This window comes from Paenibacillus vandeheii (assembly GCF_030433635.1).
Lineage (GTDB): Bacteria > Bacillota > Bacilli > Paenibacillales > Paenibacillaceae > Paenibacillus > Paenibacillus vandeheii.
This window is the reverse complement of record NZ_JAROCD010000007.1, coordinates 217301-235560: the sequence shown is the minus strand read 5'-3', so window position 1 is coordinate 235560 and position 18260 is coordinate 217301. Positions and strand designations below refer to the sequence as shown.

The following is an 18260-nucleotide window of genomic DNA, read 5'->3' as shown; positions in this document are numbered from 1 at the left end:
CCCCTAAGCTATGTATTCGCCCTACCTCTGGACCGGGCTATGGCCCTACTTTGACAAAATGGGCGTTACTACTATTCATGTAGGCTTGTCCTCAAGTAAAAAAAACCCCGCCAGTTACCTGGCGGAGTTCAAACATATTATACCCAGAAAGATTTAGTGATGATAACGAGAAGAATGAACAGAACCAAGATGGCACCAGTCGATGTCCAGCCGCCGTATCCACATCCTACGCCTCCGACTTCGCTCATAGGGAACCCTCCTTTACTAAAGTATTAGGATCCAAAAAGTCTATTAGATCAGGAATGCTTTAGAAATGATAACCAACAAAATGAAGAGAACCAAAATGGCACCAGTCGATGTCCATGCGCCACCAACACCGTAGCCTACTCCTCCAACAACTCCACTCATTGAAAACCCTCCTTTGATTTGAGGTACAGTTCACTATATGCACAAGTCAAACAATAGACAGGGCTATGATTAAAATTGGGCAGGTTTATTCTGAAGACTGATTGCTGTCTTTTTCTCTGAGTCAAAGGAATGCAAAAAAAACTGCAAGCCCCAGACAGAGACTTGCAGTACATTGTATAAGACCATTTCCCTTACGCTGCTGACTTCCGTCAGTTCGGCCGTGCCTGACGGGATGCGAGTTTGTCCTGAACCGATTGCAGCTTCTGCACACTGGAGGCATCGGGTTTGTCACGACGATCGTCAATCTTGACGGAGGTGGAGACACGCTGAGCTCCCGATAGGAACGGAGCTTCGTGCAAAGCCGCAATCGCTGTAAAGACCTCATTGAGCGGACCTTCGATAATGGTACTCATGGAGGTCAACTGATATGTAATGCCCCGCTGATTTTCCAATACTTTCTGCATGTCCGCCACATAACTGCTCAAGCTGGTCGTCCCGGTGCCAATTGGAATTACGGTCACCTCTGCTATTGCCATTTTACTCCGCCTCCTCTGGACCCCGTAAGTTACCGGTGCCACTCATTTTTAGTCGATTTCTGCCTGTTTTTATTCTACCAGTTGAAGGAGCCACAATTCAAACTGACGTGATAACGTCATCCGATTTGACTAAAAATTTTTTTTGATAAATCTTCAAATCTTCCAGTCCTTTTCCTTTGCGGAATCTCGGCTTAAATGGTATACTCGGAATTACGTTTCACTGTGTTAACCCTGTTTACAAACACTATATGTTGGGTTACAGTATGATAACAGCAACAAAATGTAGTAAAATTGAATTACCCCACTTCTATTAGTCATCTTCTGAAATCTCGCGAAAAACAGGATGAAATCACCTCCAAAGGCACGTCCCTGTAGGTGTAAATCGCTTTCTCGAAACAGACTTGACTCGGAGGTTAACGGGGCTATTTGGACTGCACCGGTATCCTCAAATTAAAGGCGCGTCAGCGATAGACAAAAGATTACATAAGCACCCTTTTTTGTCTTTTTCAGATCATTAAAGACAGCAAGGAACTCAGGGCATCTAAGGGCATTTTCAGCCAATAGGCAGAGGGAATGCTTTTTATGTGACCATGTTCTGCGTGCTGCTCCTATGTCGCAAGATGAAGCAAGACGTCCTATTACCGCCGCTCAGTCCGCAATATGCAGCTTACATTTTTATCTCACCGTAAGAAGACACTCAATTCTTTATATAAAGAATTTCTCCAATTTATCTCTTAAACATGCGAAAGCGAGGAATATTCATGCCACAAGTTGTGACCAAGCCGAACAACCGCCAGCTTGCCTTTGATGATATGCGCATCTCGGTATATGCAGATCGTATTCTGGAAGGACTGGACATGCTGGACAAGGAACGTCTGGTACGCGGGGTAAACAGCAAGCTCCGTCGTGACGAAGTTACCGGAGACGAGATCAGCAACGCTTTTATGATGAGCGCACTGGAACTGGTAACGAAGGAAGAGCCTAACTGGAAATTTGCAGCGGCACGCTCCCTGCTGACTTCCCTTTACAAGAAAGCGGCCACCAACCGCAGATACAAATCTTACCCGGAAGAGCCTTACGGCGCTTTCCACCCGCTTCTTGTGGATCTTGTGAAGAAAGGTATCTACCGCGAAGAACTGCTGGAATGTTACACCAAAGAGCAGATCGACGAACTTGCAGAGTGCATTGACTACCGCAACGATCTTCTCTTTGATTACATCGGCTTGCTTACCTTGGCAGAACGTTACCTCGCGCATGATTTTGATGGGAAAGTAATGGAATTACCGCAAGAGCGCTATATGGTCATCGCAATGTTCCTGATGCATCAAGAACCTGCCGAGAGACGTATGGATCTGGTTAAAGAAGCCTACTGGGCAATGAGCAACATGTATATGACAGCAGCTACACCTACGATGTCCAATGCGGGCAAGAAAGTGGCCGGACAACTCTCCAGCTGCTTCATTGATACGGTGGATGACTCACTCGAAGGAATCTTCGATTCCAATACGGATGTAGCCCGTCTGAGTAAAATGGGCGGCGGCATCGGCGTATACCTCGGTAAAGTCAGAGCCCGTGGTTCGGATATTCGTGGTCATCAAAATACAAGTTCAGGCGTTATCCCTTGGATTCGTCAACTGAATAATACAGCCGTGAGCGTTGACCAACTCGGTACTCGTAAAGGTGCCATTGCTGTATATCTGGATGTTTTCCACAAAGACATTCTGGCCTTCCTCGATCTGAAGCTGAACAACGGCGACGAGCGGATGCGTGCGCATGACGTATTCCACGGCATCTGTCTGCCTGACTTGTTCATGGAGCGGGTATCCACCCGCGGCGAATGGAGCCTGTTCTGCCCGCATGAAACGAAGAAAGTGATGGGCTGGAAAGACGAAAACGGCCGTGCGCTCGGGCTGGAAGATTTCTACGATGAGTCCGCAGGTGCAGGAGCGTTCCGTGATAAATACGAAGAAGCTGTGAATCACCCCTTACTGTCCCGGATCACAGTACAGGCGATCGACATCATGAAACGTGTATTGAAATCCCAACTGGAAACAGGTACGCCGTACATGTTCTACCGGGATACGGTTAACCGCTCGAATCCTAATCGTGCACACGGTATGGTATACTCCTCCAACCTGTGTACCGAAATCATGCAGAACCAGTCTGCTACGGTGATTGAAAAGGAAGAGCTCGTAACCAAGGATGGACAAACTCGTATCGTGATCTCCAAGGTGCCTGGCGACTTTGTTGTCTGCAACCTGAACTCGATCCACTTGGCACGTGCCGTGCCACATAATGTACTGGAGCGTCTCGTACCGATTCAGGTGCGTATGCTGGACAACGTCATCGACATTAATAATATCGAGGTACTGCAAGCCCAATATACCAATAGCCAATATCGTGCGGTAGGTCTGGGAACATTCGGACTCCATCACCTGCTTGCCCTTGAAGGCATTCACTGGGAGTCCAATGAAGCAGTAACGTATAACGATAATCTATATGAAAAAATTAACTACCTGCTCGTGAAATCCAGCATGGAATTGTCCAAGGAAAAAGGACACTATCCGAAATTCAAAGGTTCCGATTGGGAAAGTGGTCACTACTTCGATCAGCGCGAGTACACGTCAGGTGAGCGTGTTGGCGAATTCGTAACAACGGAGCAGTGGAAAGAACTGCAAGCTGAAGTTAAGCAAAATGGTGTACGTAATGCCTGGTTGTTCGCCATCGCACCTAACGGTTCCACGTCTATTATTGCTGGTTCAACGGCTAGTATTGATCCGCTCTATGAGCTGTTGTCTTATGAGGAGAAAACAACTTATAAAATTGCCAACCCGGCTCCGGATCTGTCTGAAAAAACAAGCCCTTATTACCAAACGGCGTTCATGGTGGATCAGCATGCTTCCATTAATATGGCGGCTGCCCGTCAGCGCCACGTCGATCAGGGACAAAGCTTTAACTTCTACGTTCGACCGGATATCAAAGCCACGGAATTCCTGGAACTGCATCTGCACGCCTGGAGAGCCGGTATGAAATCAACCTATTATGTGCGCAGTCGTGCACTGACGATTGAAGAATCTTGATTTTTTCGTAAGCTACGTTGAATCCGTAATATAGAAGATTAACGAGTTCCACGATGACCACCAGGGCATCCTGTTTTGATTACAAAATGGCGTTGCCCTGGTACTTTTTTGCCCAAAACCATGATCACAACATCATGAGATGTTGATATAGATGCCACATTACACCCCCTAATATATAAGTTGAAATAATATTACAGTGTAAATTCATTCAAGGAGTGAACGGATTATGCAATTGCAGAAAATTTTCAATACCGAAGCGCCTAACCAGTCTACCCGTATTATTGAAGGGGAATGCTCAGGCATTCTGAACTGGAACGATATTCGTATGCCTCATATGTACAAGCTGTACAAAGTACTGCTGCTCAATCACTGGATCGCGGATGAAATTCCGATGTCCAAGGACGCTTCCCAATTTGCCCAATTGGACCCGGAAGAACAGCGTACATTTAAAGTAAACATCTCCCTGCTCGCTGTACTGGACTCCATGCAAACGATGTTTGTAGGTGACGTGAAACGCTATTTCACTGATTCATCGCTTGAAGCGATCTCGGCAATCATCGGACAACAGGAAGTTGTACACAACCAATCGTACTCCTACGTCCTGTCCTCCATCGTATCTGATCGGGAGCAAAAGGAAATTTTTGAATACTGGAAACATGATCCGGTGCTGCTTGACCGTAACCGGTTTATCGCCGACATCTACCAAACGTTCCGGGATAACCCGACTCCACAGACGTTCTTCCAGGCTATGGTAGCCGATCTGGTACTTGAAGGCATCTTCTTCTATAGTACATTTGCCTTCTTCTATAACCTGGCCCGTGACCAGAAAATGATGGCAACCAGCCAAATGATTTCTTATATTCAGCGCGATGAGAATCAACACTGCTACTTCTTCGCTGAAGTATACAAACAGCTGCTGGTCGATTTCCCTGAGCTGAACACGCCAGAGAACATGGACTATGTATACAAAACGATCAACCGTGCCGTTGAACTCGAAACCAACTGGGCACATTACACCCTCAGCAACGTACGCGGGATTGACCTGAACGAGCTGGAGGACTACATCAAGTACATCGCTAACAAACGTTTGCGCCTGATGGGTATGGAAAAAGCATACGAAGGCGTGGATGTGAACTGCATGCCTTGGATCAAACCTTTCTCCGATGAAGCGCTGAATGCTACGAAAACAGACTTCTTCGAAGCCAAGTCCCGTAACTACGGCAAAGTCGGCGACGATAACGGATTTGACGATCTGTAAGCTGATGGATCAGTGAACACAACCTAAAATAAATACTCAACACTCCCCTTCTTGGAATGCTTAATGGCTTTCTGCTTGTGGGAGTGTTTTTTCTATACGCCTAGATACTAAAACCATCCATCCCGCTAGCTTGTAAGATATAATGGAAAAAGGTTCACATTCCCCTGTTGAAATGAGGCATAGTGATGGAAAACGAACTGCTGGAACAACTGAACAAGTGGCATGAACAGGACGAGTTCGGTCTTATTATTGAACGTATTCAGGATATTCCTGAAGTGGACCGGGATTATGAGCTCATTGGTCAACTAGCCAGGGCGTATAACAATGAAGGACGATACCGTGAGGCTGCCCAACAGTTAATAGCCGTAAATGAGCAAGGAACAAGCGACCCTCTCTGGCAGTACCGTTTGGGTTACGCTTATTATCATATAGCCATGTATGAACAGGCGCTCCATGCGTTTGAGATGGCTAACGAGCTCTTACCCCATGACGAATCAACCAGCGAATTTCTCGAATGGACACGGCCCAAAGCTGAAAAAATGCAGCAGGACCGACTGCGCCACCAAGAGATATTGTTAGAATTAGAGCAGAGTGGCAGGCTAAATCACCTTAGAGCCGCTTCCGGGTCCTACGATCCAGCTTCCTTCTGGGAACAGAGTGAATATGCGTTAGAAAGTTATGTATCTCCACCTTTTGACGAAGAGTTGATCCAAACCATTGAACAGGAGCTAGGCTATCAATTACCTGCCTCCTATATCCAGTTAATGAACACACAGAACGGCGGAATCCCTGCACACACCGTTTTCCCAACCATTGAAGCTACTTCATGGGCTGAGGATCACATCGCCATTACGGGGATAATGGGCATTGGGCGGGACAAATCGAATTCACTGGCCGGAGAATTTGGAAGTCGCTTCATGATCGAAGATTGGGGATACCCTGATCTCGGTATCGTTATCTGTGATTGCCCTTCTGCAGGACACGATGTGGTGATGCTGGATTATCGATTCTGTGGCCCAGAAGGCGAACCTGCTGTGGTTCATGTGGATCAGGAAGACGATTATGAGATTACATATCTGGCACCTAATTTTGAAGCTTTTATTCGCGGACTGGTTGATGCAGATACATTTGATCTGTCAGGTGAAGAGGACGAAGACTGAAATTGCAGGAGGGGCTTATGACAACCCGTATTTATTTTGGCTCCAATAAACTTGGTGAGATTGAGGAAGCATCGTTGCAAAAGGCGCTTCTTGATTTCAATCTGGGAACGCTTCTAGATTATAAGCGAACCGATGAGGGGGTGATGGGTCAAACACTTCTTATTCGCTCTTCAGAGGGAGAATATATTCTGAAAGGCAACCCATTATATGCAGGACAACTCCAGGAAGAGCAATTTTTCGTAGAACAGCTCATCAAGCACACCAACATTCCTGTACCTAATCCATATTTGCTGCATGAAGATACCGACATGCTGGGCTGGAGTTATGCCATCATGCCCCGATTACCCGGAATACACCTGCATGACCCGATATTACAGGCCTCCCTGTCACATGAGGATCAAACGAATATCGCTACGATGCTTGCCCATTCCTTAGCAGAATTGCACCGTTGGAAGGTCCCTGACGCCGGAGAGTATGATCCTGTAGCGAAGCAAATCGTTCCCTTTGCGGGCAAATATCTGGACTGGTTGTATGGAACTATCCATCACTGGCTGCAGGATGCTGCAAAATACTCTGCGATTACAGATGGAGATATACAGTGGGTGGACGAGCAATTAAACAATGCTGAATCTGCATTCCAATCGATGCCTGTTCCCGGATTTGTGATGGGAGATTTTAAAGTGGAGAACTTCCTGATTCACAAACGAGAGGATCTTGGATCGGAATGGCAGATTAGTGGTCTGTTTGATTTTACGACCGCCTATTTTGGAGACGGTACAGCTGACCTAACCAAAATGACAGCCATGTATATCCGTGAAGGCCAACCCGAGCTTGCCAAACGATTCCTTCAAGGGTACCGGGAACTTGTCTGCACAGCGGATTCAGAGCGATACCAACGCTTCGCTGCACGGCTCAGGGTGCATCTGCTCTATCAGCGCATTTTGTTGTGGGGTGAATGCAAAGCAACTGGCCGAGTAACCTGGGCAGCGGATCTGACTTTTGCACATTGGGCGGAGCAGTATATAGATTCGGTTGTTGCTTTGCTGGATTAGCACATCAAAAAAACCGCCAGAAAGGATGAAGTTATCTCTCCTTCTGGCGGTTTTCTAAATTATGAATCTATATTTAAATAGATAATACGCCCATATGTTACGGTTGTGCGACCGGTGCTTCCTGATGTTTCTGCAAAAACTCCAGCATCCGCCGGTAAACGAGAATCTCATTCGTTTTTCTGGAGAAGCCATGACCTTCATCATCCAGAACGATGTATTCCACGTCCACCCCTTTCCCCTGTAACGCTGCTACGATCTGATCCGATTCGGCCTTTACAACCCTTGGATCATTAGCCCCCTGAATGACCAGCATCGGGTTCACCATTTGGTCCAAATACGTAATCGGCGAATCCTTCGTTAAGCGTTCGCGGTCACGGGCCGGATCACCCAGCCAGTTGTCCATCATTGGCTTCCAGTCTTCGGGCACGGATTCCAGGAAGGTAAACAGGTTGCTTGGTCCAAAAATATCGACCGCAGCCCGGAATAATTCGGGGTGTCGTCCTGCCAGAAGCAAGGTCATATACCCGCCGTAACTGCCTCCCACCACGAACAGACGATCCGGTGACGAGATACCCTCGGCAAACAGCCAGTTTATGCCGGCAACGCAGTCCAGCCTTGGGCCCTCGCCCCAATCTCTCTCAACCATTTTGACAAATTCGGCGCCATATCCTGTGCTTCCCCGGAAATTGGGTGCAAAAATGTGATAGCCCTGCGCCAGCATCAATTGGAACATCGGACGGAAGAACTTCGCTTCCGATGCCTGTGGCCCCCCATGCGGCCAAAATACCGTGTAGCCATTAGCCTGCTCCGGCTTCGCCTTGAAGAAGAGTGCTTCGATCTCCAGTCCGTCGTAGGAGTTATATCGAATAACATCCGGGTAGACGAGATCGCTCGGATCAAGCCCTGTTACCCGATTGGCAGTCAATGGCTCCCATGACTCACTGCCTGCCATTAACCGATAAATGTTATGCGGCTGGACGGCTCCACGCCCCGAAATATACACATTGCCAGCCTTGGTAACCGTTACATGTTCTACGGTATCCAGTGGCATGTCCACACGCCGCGGCTGCTCCGAATCTTTGTCCAGCGCGTACATCCGATTCTCAGGACCTGTAAACGTCCAGAAGTATAACGTCTCTGAATCCTTGTGCCAGCGGATGATCTCCACGTCCTCGCCTTCCATTTTGCACAAAGGACGAAATTCATGAGTGTCCAGTCTGTATTCAGCCACATAGGAGTACGGTTCGTTATCATTCGTAATCATCAGAAGCCGATTATTGTCTGCAAACAGGACATATGGGACCTGACTCTGCCGCTCGGAGACCGGAATAATGGATTCTGACTCACCGTTCCGATACACGTATGCTGTCTGGTAGGTATTGGAGTATACATTCAAAATTACGTAGGCTTCTTCATCCGAACTCACAGCAGCCAGATTGCTTGTGACCTCTTTCCCCTGATGCAGAAGCTCATCCTCTCCTGTTCCCAGGTTAATCCGGCGTGAATTGAGATAGTTCGGGTTATCCTTGCTGGTCATATAATAAAGACGCTGTCCATCCTCGGACAGATGAGAGAAATAACAACGATCATTGGGCTCTGCCGGAACAATAGGAAATGGAACTCCACCTTCTGGTTGAAGTGCATACAGATGATAATTCTCATCACCATCCCGATCAAACGCGGTGAGAATATGACGTCCTTCCGGGTCTGGTTTGATAAACTGGCTGCTCTGATTCAAATACGTCAAAGGATACGGGTAGCCACCCGGCAAATCCATAGCCCATATATTGGGCTGGCCATTCAGATTGCTGTCAAAAAACAAACGTTTCTCGTCGGCCGACACGGCAAAATGGGAAATGCGATACGTCTGGAAATACTGTTCTACATCCGGTTTGGGAAACTGAATCATGACAAACCTCCTTAAGTATGAATGAAGTATCAAACAGTGGTAAATTAAGGGTATATTTGTCCATATTATATGTACATCCATTGTTTGTACAATAGATATGGCATATTTTTTTCCAATTTAGATCTTTCTTCGATTACGTATAAAAGGTCATGTGAGGTTTTTCCTCCCTATAATAATCCAGCCTTTGCTTCATATTTCCGGTATGCAGCTCGAACAGATGACCATCCGGATCGGTAAAATAAACGGATAATGCATCCTTGGGATCACGTGGTCTTCCGGGAAGAATGTCAGCCCCGGCTGCTCGCAGCTGCTGCACGGACTCATCGAATTCCTCTTCTTTTACGGTAAATGCAATATGTGTATACGTTCGTTCCGTATAGTTGCGAATGACATCGTCTTCCTGATTTAAAGCGATCCACAGACCGGCAAGTTCGAAATACGCCAGCTTCCGGCCTTTCACTTGAATACGGGCACCGAGAGCCTGCTCATAAAAGGTAATGGACCGATCCAGATTGGATACGGAAAAGCACAGATGATTAATTCCCTGAATATTCATTTGGCTTCTGACACCTCCACATTTTAATGACCTGTTGCAATAGCTACATCCTTATTATGGTATATTTTGCCCGAAAAACAAATGCCCTTCTTCCTCCTGTCGCACCTTCTTCTGGGCGAATGCATAGTTTAGGCGTATGAACGAACGTGCGCGAGGAGGATGTAAAACAAATGAATCCTGTCTATCCTTTTTACGGTGAGAAGACGGTGTGCAAGGAACAAAAGCTGGCGTTCCCACCCCAGCATCAGGATCAGCAGCCTGGTCTGGAAACCCTGATGGTGCCTGAACCCATCAGTGAAGATCCTGCCTATATCGGCAGCCGCAAGCTGGAAGGCAAGGTGGCGATTATCACCGGTGGTGACAGTGGTATCGGCAGAGCGGCAGCCATAGCTTTTGCCAAGGAAGGTGCAGATATCACCATCGCTTATCTATATGAACGGACGGACGCCGAAAGGACACGTGATCGCATTGAAGAGCTGGGTCAACGGTGTCTGTTGATCGAGATTGATCTCCGCTTGAAGAAAAACTGCGAGGCAGTCATCCGTACAACCATGGAGACGTTCGGAAAGATCGACGTTCTGGTTAACAATCATGGCGTGCAATACGTACAGCCAAGCATCGTCGATATTACGGAAGAGCAGTTGTACCATACGTTCCAGACGAATGTTTTTGCCTACTTTTTTCTGATTCAGGCTGCTCTCCCGCATCTGTGCAAAGGAGCATCCATCATCAATACGGCTTCCATTACGGCCTACAAAGGTGAAGTGCAGCTGATCGATTACTCCTCCACCAAAGGGGCTGTAGTCTCACTGACTCGTGTACTCGCCAAATCACTCGCCGCTCAAGGCATTCGGGTCAATTCCGTCGCGCCCGGACCGATCTGGACGCCGCTTATTCCTTCCAGCTTTTCCGCTGAAGATGTGCAGGTATTTGGAACCGAGACACCGATGGGTCGGGCAGGCCAGCCATATGAACTTGCTGCAGCTTACGTCTATCTGGCTTCCCGCGATTCCTCCTACGTCACCGGTGAGTGTATTCATGTCAATGGCGGCGATATGGTAACAACCTAATCACCTGGAGAATACCTCAAATCTTTAAAAAAACGAAAATGGTTCTGATATGAAGGTGGCAGTAACACCTCTGTGTATCGGTCATGTCAGGTTGGATTTCGTACAGTCAGCAGGAGAACGGCAGCCTCGCTGCGAAGAGGGTTAGGAGTAATTGATCCGGCAAGCCGGAACCTGACATCTTGCGACAAGGAGCTGAACAACCTGATGAACTACGATCCACTCTACCAACCGTATCCGTCTTACCGTGTGCCCGTTTATGCCAAACAAGGTATGGTCGCCACTTCGCAGCCTTTGGCTGCGCAAGCGGGTCTGGATGTGTTAAAGAAGGGCGGCAATGCTATCGATGCCGCTATCGCAACTGCTGCTGCACTAACGGTGCTGGAGCCAACGTCTAATGGCATTGGAGGCGATGCCTTTGCCCTCGTCTGGACCGAGGGCAAGCTGCATGGCCTGAATGCCAGTGGGCCTGCGCCTCAGAGCATATCGATTGAGGCGCTCAAAGCGGAAGGCCATACGGAGATGCCGAAGCTTGGGGTCATCCCGGTGACGGTGCCTGGCGCACCGGCGGGTTGGGCTGAGCTGAGCCGCCGATTCGGACGGCTCACGCTGGCGGAAGCGCTGGAACCGGCTGTCCGCTACGCGGAAGAAGGTTACCCGCTTGCGCCGGGGCTGGCCCGCCATTGGGCAAGGGCAGCCGACATATATGCACGCCAAGGCGATGCGGAAGCCGGGCGTGCATGGTTTGAGACATTTGCCCCAGGCGGGCGTGTTCCGGCCGTGGGCGAGATGTGGCGTTCGCCGGATCATGCGGCTACGCTGCGCCGGATTGGCGAGAGCGGAGCGCGAGACTTCTACGAAGGTGAACTCGCGGAGCGTATTCATTCTTTTATGGCAGAGCACGGCGGTTACTTGACGAAAGAAGATCTGGCCGCATTCCAGCCTGAATGGGTTGATCCGATCTCCGTTTCTTATCGCGGATACGACGTGTGGGAGATCCCACCGAACGGTCAGGGGCTGGTTGCTTTGGCAGCGCTCAATCTGTTGAAGGGTTTTGATTTTGACGAAAAGGAATCCGTTCTGGCATACCACAGGCAGCTGGAAGCCATGAAGCTGGCATTTGCCGATGGGGAGAAATACATTACCGAGGAACGCAAGATGGGCGTAACCGTACAGGAGCTATTGTCCGAAGCGTATGCAGACGAACGGCGCAAGCTCATTGGCAATATGGCACTTCCGCCTGAAGCAGGTGATCCGCGGGCAAGCGGAACGGTCTATCTGGCTGCAGCGGACGGTGAAGGCAATATGGTTTCTTTCATTCAGAGCAACTATATGGGCTTCGGCTCCGGGCTGGTTGTGCCGGGAACAGGCATTGCCCTGCAAAACAGGGGGCATAATTTCTCGCTTGATCCGGATCATGCCAACGCGCTGGAGCCCGGAAAACGAACGTATCATACGATTATTCCGGGTTTCCTCACATGCGGCGATGAAGCGGTCGGTCCATTCGGGATCATGGGCGGTTTCATGCAGCCCCAAGGTCATGTGCAGGTCGTCATGAATACGGTGGACTTCCACCTCAATCCACAGGCAGCACTCGACTCTCCTCGCTGGCAGTGGACCAAAGGCAAAACGATCCTGGTTGAGCCCGGATTCCCTCAGCATATTGCACAGGCACTCGCCCGCAAGGGGCATGATATACAGATCGCCCTCGACCCGTCAATGTTCGGACGCGGTCAGATTATATGGCGAGATCCGGACAGCGGTGTATTATGCGGTGGCACGGAAAGCCGGGCTGATGGCTCAGTAGCAACGTGGTAATCCGTTGCACGTACTGCACCGTACAGCTTAACTTATAGCTGGAAAGCTTGGAGCATTGCTTATGCTGGGTGAACCGGGAAAACCATTCATATATATGAAATCAATCGAATTATGCAGAATGCGGATAAATGTAATATTCATACGATCGTGTTGTTCATTCATAAGACATATGTTTGAAACAAAGGCAAAGATGAGATCAAATCGGTCTCTTCTTTGCCTTTGTTTTGTCTATCTTTTTCTCGTTGACCCGCAAGACGCACAGGTTCTGTCGAGAATGCATGCCTCTTCTAATGCAAATTCAATGTATAATTCATGGTTTTCATTGAAAATCCATTAACTTTTCATTGAATTTTCGTAAATTTTCATCATTCCCCATTACGGAGACTCAGCTCCCATCCGATATAAATATAGGGGAATTGCTCACCTCATACATCATCTCCATCTTATAGAAAAGAGGTCATAAAGCACATGAAAACACAGTGGAAATACAAACTCGGGTTCACCATGATGATGATTCTGGTTGTCCTGGTGCTGGGAGCGTGTTCGACAACCGATAAGGCCTCCCCCGCAGATCAGCGAACCAAAGTCGGGATCGTTCTTACCGATGTCGGCCTGGGTGATCATTCTTTCAGTGATGCAGCATTTGAGGGTTTGGTACAGGCCAGAAACGAGAACAGTATTGTTTTTGATTACAAGGAACCGGGAAAGGATTTGACATCCGAGGCAGCCTTTGAGCAATTTGCGGAGGATAAAGTCGATTTGATCATTGGTCTGAGCGACACGGTAAAAGCCGATCTGGAGAAGGTTGCTCAGAAATATCCCGATCAACACTTCCTCATCATTGACGGGCATTCCGATCTCCCCAATGTGACCTCCATGTCCTTCAAAGCAGAAGAAGGCAGCTATCTTGCGGGCATTATTGCCGGCTTTGCAACAACCGAAGACCATGTAGGCTTTTTGGGTGGAATGGATATCCCCGTACTCCACAATTTTCAGCAAGGCTTTGAGCAAGGTGTCCAGGCTGCTAATCCGAATGCCACAGTCCATGTCGTGTACGCCGGAGATTTCGGCAATCCTGATCTTGGAGGACAGCTCGCAGCACAGATGATTCAGGAACAGCGTGTTGATGTCATTTACGTCGCTGCCGGACTTACGGGCATAGGCTCACTTTCAGAGATTCAAAAATTAGGGAAATACGCCATTGGCGTGGACCAGGATCAGTTTTTTTTAGCAGAAAAAGCCGTACTCACGTCCATGCTCAAAAATGTAGATATCTCTCTTCATAACGCCATCAATACATTCATTCAGAACCAGCATTCATTCCCGCAAAAAGAAATGCTCTTCGGTCTGGCCGAAAATGGCGTAGGTCTAACCGCTCTACATAACATCACCCTTACGAAGGAACAAGAGCAAACTTTTGATGATTTGAAAGCACAGATTGCTTCCGGCAAAACCAAGATTACCTTAGATCAATAAACCAATTGCTAAAATGGAGGCACGCTTATGAAATTGCAGGGAAAGCTGATATTGAACGCCATAGTTTCGTTACTGTTATGCCTCGCGCTGGTCGCTTATATCATTATTCAATTATTGAGCATGAATGCCAAAAACCAAAACCTGGTACCTGCCATGCTAAAGGTTACTGAGCTGAACGCAAACCAGATACAGACCGAGCAGGCGCTCGATGTATATTCGTTCTCCATGACAGCTGGTAATCAGGATAACGTAGCCCGATTGCTGGACGAAGGTAAAACGATGGTGAAACAGCTCACAGAAGGCTTGCTGGAAACGGATGAACAGCTTCGCCTGATCCAATCGATCCAAACGAAATTGACCGCTCTGGACACGGGCGCCACCGAAGCCATCACAGCCATGAACAGTTCGGACGCCAAACGTTTCAGTTCACGGGTCAAAGGCATACAAAATGATATCTATATGCTGGATGAGGTGACCCGGGATCGATATGACCAATATACAGTAAATCTGGAACAGGACATTCAGCGGACCTGGCAAATTGCTCTCGTTGGAGCCATCGTCCTGCTTGTTGCTGTCCTGCTGTTCAACATGTATACTTCACAAAAATTGGCGAGACGTATCCGCACCTTGAAGGAAGCGGCAGGACAAATCGCGAACGGCGATCTTACCCAGCAGCTCCCGGAGACGCGAGGCAAAGATGAGCTGGATGACTTAAACCGCTCCTTCCGCCTCATGACGGGTAATATTCGCAATATCATCCAATCCATCGGTGCAGCAGGAAACCGTGTTGATGGGATGGCGCAGGACATTGATCGCGGCAATGATACCGTGCAAGCCATCGTGCAGCAAGTATCCAGAACAACCGAAGAGCTGTCGATTGGCAGTCAGAAAATTGCTGAGGATTTAAGTGAAACGGTCATGGTCGTAGACAAGATGCAGCATACGTTCGAAAGCAATCTTCAGGCGACTTCACAATCGGTTATCTATGGCAACGAGGTTCTGAGTTCCGTGAAGGAGGGACATATTGCCGTACAGGAACAGCTTCGACTGGCTGAAGTCAACCGGATTGCCATGTCTGAGGTAGAGCAGACGGTCCAGGAACTGGAGGAGAGCGCCTCCCGGATCGCCACTATGACTGCCTATGTGTCGGGCATCGCTACGCAAACCACCCTTCTGTCTCTGAATGCTTCCATCGAAGCGGCACGTGCAGGGGAAGCCGGACGCGGCTTTGCTGTCGTCGCGGGGGAAGTGAAGAAACTGGCCGAGCAATCAGAGCAATCGGTACAGCATATCTTTGCGGCTGTTGGTGAAATTACATCGGCTATGGGCAAAGTGAAAAATTCGGTGACACAGAGCATTCAGCTCTTTGCGGAACAGGAGAAGGCTACTGGAAAAACGGGCGAATCCTTTTCCGGAATCCGTCACAGTGTGGAGCGGATCAGTACAAGCATTAACCAGCTTGCGGAAGACATGAAGCAGTCCAGTGAACTTAGCGCACAGGTTCAGCAGGCGATTGAAAACATCAGTGCCATTACGGAGCAATCAGCTGCAAGCAGCGAGGAAATTACCGCTTCAACGGCTGAGCAGCAGCGTTCGTTCAATGAAGCAAGCAACAAGGTGAAGTCTTTGCGGGATATAAGTGCAGAGATGCACCAGGAGCTATTACGGTTCCGATTGTAGTGGAGTCGTAAAAACAGAAGAGGCTGTGACGTGACGGAAGCTGGAAGGGACTTCCCTTCTCCGGTCGGAGCGCTAATCAATTCTAACGAATCGACCACACCTTAATTGGAGGATTTGAGTCGAATGCACAGATTAACGAATTCCAGGCACGCTATGCTCGTTATACGGATACAAACTTGGGCCAGAACCTGCCGAGCAGCGAAAATAACGCCGCTGTGATTCCTTAAAGCGCAGATCAATGGAAAGCAGCTCATAGCGTGTGCTCGGTTCGTTAAACGGTATTCACACCAAAAGGGGATGTCCACGTCATGTTGATGACTATGGGACATCCCTTTCTTTATGTTATGAATGATTTATATCATTGTTGTGTGCAGAGGCATGCAGCACATGAAGGACATGTACTCTCTAACTGCACCTATCACACAAACCCAAAGCAACGTAATTTAGCTTATGAAATAACGAATGTACCCAGAGTGCAGCAACAAGCTTGCCCCTGGTTTACAGGGCATCCATGATATCCCCGGCGAGCAGGGATGCCGGATCACCGCGCAGCAACGCAGCTCTCTCTGCTGCCTGGCCGTGCAGGAACACGCCAAAGGCGGCAGCCTGATCGGCGCCAAGGCCTTGGGCGAGCAGACCGGCGATGATGCCGGTCAATACGTCTCCCGCACCGCCGGTTGCCATGCCGGCGTGCCCCGTGGTGTTGATGTACGCCTCGCCGGAAGGCGTTGCGATGACCGTTCGTGCTCCCTTGAGCACAAGGGTCACGCCCTGCTCGCGGGCGTATCGTGCAGCGTGTCCGATTCGGTCACGCTGCACTTCGGGGGTCGACATGCCCAGCAGTCGGCCCATCTCCCCAGGGTGCGGCGTCAGGATGGTCGCCGCACTTCGTTTGCCCCAGTCGCTGGGCCCATGTGGGCCGGCGTCTGCAAGCATGTTGAGGGCGTCCGCGTCGATGACGAGCGGGCGATCCGTGTGCTGCCACAGACGGCGCAGCCAGTCTGTGTCGCCCTTGAAGCGGCCGAGGCCAGGGCCGGTCGCGAGCACGTCGCGGCTCTCCGCGAGACGCAGCACGGCGTCGGCGGAAGCCGCGTTCCATTCGCCGCTGTCGCCATCGGCGGCGGCAGCGAGCATGAGCTCGGGCACGGTGCCGATGACATGCGGCAGCAGTGCCGCGGGCAGCGCCCATGTGGCGAGCCCGCAGCCAGCGCGCAGCGCGGCCTTGGCCGAGAGCAGGCCAGCGCCGCTCATCGGCAGACTACCTGCGGCCAGCAGCACGTGGCCGTAAGTGCCCTTGTGGCCGTCCGGTGCCCGGAGTCGGCCCGTGTCCACGCGCAGCGCACTGCGCAGCACCTCTTCCGTCAGCAGACGGACGGAGGGGCCATGCTCCGGCGCAAGCCGCGCGGGAATGCCGATGGAGCGCACCACGATGCGCCCCGCAGCAGATGCGCCCGGGTACTGCACTAGCCCGCGCTTGAGCAGCGCGAGGCATACCGTCACCCGGGCTTGAATGCAGGGCTCATATCCCTCACCTGTGTCGGCATTCAGCCCACTCGGGACATCGGCGGACACGATCGGCTTGCCGCTGTCGTTCGCCGCCGCAATCAGCGCCGCGTAGGCTCCGCGCGGCGCCCCTCGCGAGCCGGTGCCCAGCAGCGCATCCACGATGCCTGTGCACCGGCTGAAGTCCACGGCTTCGCGCCCGTGGACAAGGGCAGGGATGCCGAGCTGTGCCGCGGCATCCCGTTGCACTGCGGCTTCGCCTCGCAACGCAGCAGGCGCATCGGCGTAGACCAACGTCACGCCAAGCCCCGCCTCAACCAAATGGCGCGCCGCAACCAGCCCATCGCCGCCATTATTGCCCTTGCCGATCAGCATATACCACTGCTGATCACCGGGTTGCTCCATCACGAGCGCCGGATCGGCGATGATGTCGCCACCATGACCTTGCCGATCACCGGGCCCGGTGTGTGCCCGCTTCCCGTTACCATCGTTCCAGCGGCCCTGCTGCTCTGAACTGTGACCAACATGCTCTTCCCGGCATTCACGGCACAGCCGGATAACCTCCTCGGCGATGGCTCTGCCTGCGTTCTCCATCAGACTGGCAGCCGGAATGCCAAGCTTGTGAATTGTATGCTCATCCACAGCCCTCATCTGTTCAGCGGTTACGATAAACAATGTTCATCCCTCCCCGTGAAATTCTCGGATATTTGCAGCTTCGAATACGTTATATCTCTTGATGGCTCTTAAGTTTTCCCAA

14 protein-coding genes are annotated in these 18260 nt (G+C 50.1%); 8 read left to right on the top strand and 6 right to left on the bottom strand.

Features of this window, described 5'->3' with window-relative positions:
- Window positions 1-137: 137 nt before the first annotated feature.
- From P5G61_RS15740 to P5G61_RS15730, 3 genes are all read right to left on the bottom strand, one after another.
- Window positions 138-248 (bottom strand): YjcZ family sporulation protein, encoded by a 111-nt coding sequence (locus tag P5G61_RS15740; RefSeq protein ID WP_218671907.1) that lies wholly within the window; start codon window positions 246-248, stop codon window positions 138-140.
- A 43-nt stretch (window positions 249-291) separates the two neighbouring features.
- Entirely contained in the window at window positions 292-408 is a 117-nt protein-coding gene (locus P5G61_RS15735) for a YjcZ family sporulation protein (protein ID WP_208642743.1), read from the bottom strand.
- A 209-nt stretch (window positions 409-617) separates the two neighbouring features.
- Entirely contained in the window at window positions 618-944 is a 327-nt protein-coding gene (locus P5G61_RS15730; RefSeq protein ID WP_079348778.1) for an MTH1187 family thiamine-binding protein, read from the bottom strand.
- Between the two features lie 761 nt (window positions 945-1705).
- Here P5G61_RS15730 and P5G61_RS15725 point away from each other — a divergent pair.
- The 4 genes from P5G61_RS15725 to P5G61_RS15710 all read left to right on the top strand — a co-directional run bounded on the left by P5G61_RS15725 (window position 1706) and on the right by P5G61_RS15710 (window position 7494).
- Window positions 1706-4024: a ribonucleoside-diphosphate reductase subunit alpha gene (locus P5G61_RS15725; RefSeq protein WP_301247400.1), complete on the top strand. Its 2319-nt coding sequence runs from the start codon at window positions 1706-1708 to the stop codon at window positions 4022-4024.
- Between the two features lie 226 nt (window positions 4025-4250).
- Entirely contained in the window at window positions 4251-5282 is a 1032-nt protein-coding gene (locus tag P5G61_RS15720; RefSeq protein WP_301247399.1) for a ribonucleotide-diphosphate reductase subunit beta, read from the top strand.
- Window positions 5283-5467: 185 nt separating this feature from the next.
- Window positions 5468-6442: an SMI1/KNR4 family protein gene (locus P5G61_RS15715; RefSeq protein WP_301247398.1), complete on the top strand. Its 975-nt coding sequence runs from the start codon at window positions 5468-5470 to the stop codon at window positions 6440-6442.
- Window positions 6443-6459: 17 nt separating this feature from the next.
- Window positions 6460-7494 carry a phosphotransferase family protein gene (locus P5G61_RS15710; RefSeq protein ID WP_301247397.1) on the top strand — a complete coding sequence of 345 codons (1035 nt, stop codon included), beginning with the start codon at window positions 6460-6462 and terminating at the stop codon, window positions 7492-7494.
- A 97-nt stretch (window positions 7495-7591) separates the two neighbouring features.
- Here the strand turns inward: P5G61_RS15710 and P5G61_RS15705 are convergent, their stop codons facing one another.
- Entirely contained in the window at window positions 7592-9403 is a 1812-nt protein-coding gene (locus P5G61_RS15705; protein WP_301247396.1) for a S9 family peptidase, read from the bottom strand.
- A 133-nt stretch (window positions 9404-9536) separates the two neighbouring features.
- On the bottom strand, window positions 9537-9959 hold the full coding sequence (gene fosB, locus P5G61_RS15700) for a metallothiol transferase FosB (protein ID WP_301247395.1): 423 nt from the start codon (window positions 9957-9959) through the stop codon (window positions 9537-9539).
- A 170-nt stretch (window positions 9960-10129) separates the two neighbouring features.
- Between fosB and P5G61_RS15695 the strand changes: the two genes are divergently transcribed.
- The 4 genes from P5G61_RS15695 (at window position 10130) to P5G61_RS15680 (ending at window position 16000) form a co-directional block, all read left to right on the top strand.
- On the top strand, window positions 10130-11029 hold the full coding sequence (locus P5G61_RS15695) for a glucose 1-dehydrogenase (protein ID WP_301247394.1): 900 nt from the start codon (window positions 10130-10132) through the stop codon (window positions 11027-11029).
- 204 nt (window positions 11030-11233) lie between these two features.
- A complete protein-coding gene (locus P5G61_RS15690) occupies window positions 11234-12844 on the top strand; it encodes a gamma-glutamyltransferase family protein (protein ID WP_301247544.1) in 1611 nt (536 codons plus the stop codon).
- A gap of 468 nt (window positions 12845-13312) precedes the next feature.
- The gene (locus P5G61_RS15685; protein ID WP_301247393.1) at window positions 13313-14320 is read left to right on the top strand and encodes a BMP family lipoprotein; all 1008 of its coding nucleotides are present in this window, start codon (window positions 13313-13315) and stop codon (window positions 14318-14320) included.
- Between the two features lie 27 nt (window positions 14321-14347).
- Window positions 14348-16000, top strand: coding sequence for a methyl-accepting chemotaxis protein (locus tag P5G61_RS15680; RefSeq protein WP_301247392.1), 1653 nt, complete (start codon window positions 14348-14350; stop codon window positions 15998-16000).
- Between the two features lie 498 nt (window positions 16001-16498).
- Here P5G61_RS15680 and P5G61_RS15675 read toward each other — a convergent pair whose 3' ends face one another.
- On the bottom strand, window positions 16499-18178 hold the full coding sequence (locus P5G61_RS15675; RefSeq protein ID WP_301247391.1) for an NAD(P)H-hydrate dehydratase: 1680 nt from the start codon (window positions 18176-18178) through the stop codon (window positions 16499-16501).
- Window positions 18179-18260 lie beyond the last annotated feature (82 nt).